Consider the following 4406-nt stretch of genomic DNA (forward strand, 5'->3'; position numbering starts at 1 on the left):
ATTACACTTTGGACAAACCGTAGGAATCGGTTCGTGATGTTCACAATAGTGACAGCGCAATTCCTCACCCGCTTGATGATATACCATAGCTACGTCACAATGAGGGCACATAATAGTTTCCCCACAATCGCGACACATCACAAAGGTACTATAACCACGTCTGTTCAAAAGGATAATCATTTGATTATGTTCATTCAATGTTTTCTGAATCAAGCTACTCATAGCATCAGAAAAAACAGAATAATTACCATGAAGAATTTCTTCCTTCATGTCAACAATAGTTACCTTTGGCATCGGTTGTTCAAAAATACGATGAGGTAACTCGAGCAAATGATACTCACCTTGCTTAGCTTTATAGTAAGAAGTAATAGCTGGTGTGGCAGAACCTAAAATCACAGGACAGCTATGCGCTTCACCACGCCATAAGGCAACGTTGCGGGCATGATAACGAACCATATCCTCTTGCTTATAAGATGTATCATGTTCTTCATCGACTACTATAAGACCAATATCCTCTGCTGGAGCAAAAACTGCTGATCGAGCACCAATAATAATATGACTATCCTTACGACGCAACCGTTCCCAGTTATTATTACGTTGTTGTACCGTCAATTTACTATGGAATACTACAACTTCATCGCCAAAGGTTTCCACAAATCGGCGCACAATTTGATCGGTCAATATAATTTCAGGTACCAAGATAATTGCAGTCTTATCTTGACAAATGCATTTTGCTGTAGCCCGTAAATATAATTGAGTCTTTCCGCTACCGGTTACACCATGAAGTAAGAAGGTTTTATGCTCATGATTATGCATTGTCTCTTGTATAGGCTCATATACGGCTTGTTGTGCTTCCGTAAGGGGAATGTTCACCTCTTCCGTTAAAAGCTCGTCAAAAGTCGTTTTTGTGGCTTTAAAACGTGATTCAATAGTAATTCCTTTTGCTTCACTTACTTGCTTTATGACCATACGCGAAAAGCCTTTAGCTAATAATAGTGCTTTAGACGCGCCACCTACTTCAAGCAAGTATTTCGCTAATTCCCGTTGTTTCTTTTTCCGTTCACTAAATTGATCTATGGAAAAGTCTGGCATGACGACAAGCCATTCTTCTTTTGGCGCCTCGTAGGATTTCAATGTTTTATTTACAGTAAATAATCGAAGTGCATCACCATAAGAAAATAGATAATACTCATTTAAACGTCGCGCTGTATCCATCATTTCTGGTGTGAACCAAGGCTCACTATCTAATACTTGTACTATATTTCGTAACGTGAACTCAGGTGGCTCAGCTAATTCTTCGTAACCAATGAGTATCCCTTCTTCACGACTATGCCCTAATGGAATGAGTACGCGCGTACCAGGTAAGACATTACCAAACTTTTCGGGCATTAAATAACTCAATGGTTTATGAAGTTGTTTGGCAGGTCTGTTAATAATAACTTGTGCTACGCGCATTGACTCATATCCTTTCATTTACTATAAAAGGTCTCAGTAGAAATTCTACTAAGACCTTTTGTATTATAAGCCAGCTTCTTGTTTTAAAATTTCCGCTTTATCTGTACGTTCCCAAGGTAAATCTACATCAGTTCTACCAAAGTGACCATACGCTGCAGTTTTGCGGTAATGAGGTTTTAACAAATCAAGCATTTCAATGATACCTGCTGGACGAAGGTCGAAATGTTTCTTAACGAGTTCTTGAATTTTACTTTCCTCAATGCGACCTGTACCAAACGTATCTACCAAAACAGATACAGGATGCGCAACGCCAATAGCGTAAGCAACTTGTACTTCACATTTATCAGCAAGACCTGCTGCTACAACATTTTTAGCTACATAACGAGCTGCATATGCTGCAGAACGGTCTACTTTAGATGGATCTTTACCAGAGAAAGCACCACCACCATGACGAGCCATACCGCCGTAAGTATCTACGATGATTTTACGACCAGTTAGGCCAGCATCACCATGAGGGCCACCTATTACGAAACGACCAGTTGGATTGATGAAGTATTTAGTATTTTCATCAACAAATTCTGCAGGTAACGCTGCATCGATAACGTAGCGTTTCAAATCAGTTTTAATTTGTTCTTGAGTTACTTCAGGGCTATGTTGTGTGGAAATAACGATTGTATCAATACGTTTAGGTTTACCATCAACATATTCTACAGTAACTTGAGTTTTACCATCTGGACGCAAGTAAGTTAATGTATCATCTTTACGAACTTCCGCAAGACGACGAGACAAGCGGTGAGCCAAAGAAATTGGTAAAGGCATAAGCTCAGGTGTTTCATTAGATGCATAACCAAACATCATACCTTGGTCACCAGCACCGATTTTATCAAGTGCTTCACCATTACCTTCTTTAGATTCAAGCGCTTCATCAACGCCCATAGCGATATCAGCAGACTGTTCATCGATGGATACAAGTACGCCACAAGTATCACAGTCAAAACCGAATTTTGCACGTGTATAACCAATTTCACGAACTGTATCACGTACGATGCGAGGGATATCTACATAAGTGTGAGTAGAAATTTCACCTACTACATGAACTAGACCAGTAGTAACTAAAGTTTCACAAGCTACACGAGCAGTTGGATCCTTTTCAATAATCGCATCCAAAACAGCATCAGAAATTTGGTCAGCTATTTTATCTGGATGGCCTTCAGTAACAGATTCAGAAGTAAAAAACATATGTTTTTCAGCCATTTTATCCTCCTAATACGAAAAAAAGCCTCTCATGTACTCATGAGAGACCCTCCCATCTAACGACTTTTGTCATAGGAATTAGCACCTTTTCCCCTTGGAATGGTTGCTGTAGCTTCACAGGGCCTATCCCTCCGCTACTCTTGATGAGTTACAGAAATATTATAGTGTATTTACAGTGAGAAAGCAAGTCATTATTATACTTCTTTCCCTTCTTTCAAGACTAAATCATGTTCAGCTTTATGAAGGGCACTTTCAAACAGGCGATACATATGGTGACGACCTAGAATATCTAAGAAGTCAGATTTATACATTTCTCTACGAATATCGTAACTCACATCGCTAAGCAAAACTTCAATGTCTCTCTTTTGAAGTTCTTCTATAATGCCTCGTAGAATACGTAATCCCGTCAAATCTACAAAGGGCACTTTTACAAAACGAATAATTAAATATTTTGGATCTCTATGTATAGAACTTAAGGCTCTATCAAATGCGCTGATCGCACCAAAGAATAGAGGCCCTTCTACGGTATATACCATAATGTCAGGATGAAGTGTAATTTCGTGCTTAATTTGTTCAGATAATTCAGCACAACTTGCTTCATGGACATCGATGGTATTAACCATTTTGCGCATAAACTGCAATACAGCAAGGACTACACCAACATTCACAGCAACTACCAAATCTGTAAATATGGTTAAGAAAAATGTAAGCAACAAAATCATCTGATCGGGTCTAGGTGCTAGGATGAGCATTCCTATAAATCGAGGTGCATCACTCATATTGTAAGATACTACAAACAATATAGCTGCCATAGATGCTAATGGAATATAAACAGCATAAGGAGCTAAAAATAATAAGATAGCACCTAATGTAATGGCGTGAACAATGCCTGCTATTGGAGAATTACCACCTTGTCTAATATTTGTGGCCGTTCGAGCAATTGCACCTGTAGATGCAATGCCTCCAAACAAAGGAGCAAAAATATTAGCTAACCCTTGTCCAAATAGCTCAGTATTAGACTCATGCTTGGTACCACTCATACCATCTGCCACCACTGCAGACAATAAAGACTCAATGGCGCCTAGCATAGCAATTGTAAAAGCTGGACCAATCAATATTAATATTTTATCAAAATCAAAGTGCGGCACGGAAAATGTAGGTAAACCTTGAGGAATACCACCAAAAGCACTACCTATAGTCAAAACCGTAGGAAACTGATAAACAGCTTGTATGATCGTTGCTGCAATCATTGCTACAATTGGAGCCGGCACTTTTTTAATATAAGGAATTTTCGGCAAAACCAATAATAGCGTTAAGCTCAGTAACGCAATCCCTAAGGTTGGTACATCAGAATACGGCAATGACTGAATCATAGCCCATAATTTTTCATGAAAATGAGGCATATACGGCAACTGAGGGAATCCAAAGAAATATGGCCATTGACCTACCCAAATGGTAACACCAATACCTGCCGTAAAGCCCATAATAACAGGGGTTGGTATAAATCTAATAACAGTACCTAATTTAGCAACACTCATTAAGATAAGCATAACGCCTGCCATCATGGTTGCAATTTGCAAGCCGTCAAAACCATAATTGACAACAATACTGCTTAATAAGACTATAAAGGCTCCTGTAGGGCCTGCTATCTGTACGGGTGATCCTCCAAACAAAGATACAAAGATACCTGCAATGAT

The 4406-nt window shown here is 39.1% G+C and carries 3 protein-coding genes and 1 riboswitch; all 3 genes read right to left on the reverse strand.

The annotated features are described in order from the left end of the window. Nucleotides 1-1455 (reverse strand): primosomal protein N' (gene priA / locus Q0F90_RS07630; protein WP_296004446.1); only part of this gene is annotated, 1455 nt, incomplete at its 3' end. 63 nt (nucleotides 1456-1518) lie between these two features. Next, nucleotides 1519-2709, reverse strand: coding sequence for a methionine adenosyltransferase (gene metK, locus Q0F90_RS07635; RefSeq protein WP_296004448.1), 1191 nt, complete (start codon nucleotides 2707-2709; stop codon nucleotides 1519-1521). 49 nt (nucleotides 2710-2758) lie between these two features. Beyond that, a riboswitch (SAM riboswitch) is annotated at nucleotides 2759-2859 on the reverse strand. Between the two features lie 44 nt (nucleotides 2860-2903). Beyond that, nucleotides 2904-4406 (reverse strand): SulP family inorganic anion transporter (locus tag Q0F90_RS07640; protein ID WP_296004450.1); only part of this gene is annotated, 1503 nt, incomplete at its 5' end.

Source organism: uncultured Veillonella sp. (assembly GCF_934190855.1).
Taxonomy (GTDB): domain Bacteria; phylum Bacillota; class Negativicutes; order Veillonellales; family Veillonellaceae; genus Veillonella.

Excerpts from the sequence above, each read along its gene's own strand:
- metK (WP_296004448.1), bottom strand. The coding sequence starts at position 2,709 with ATGGCTGAAAAACATATGTTTTTTACTTCTGAATCTGTTACTGAAGGC.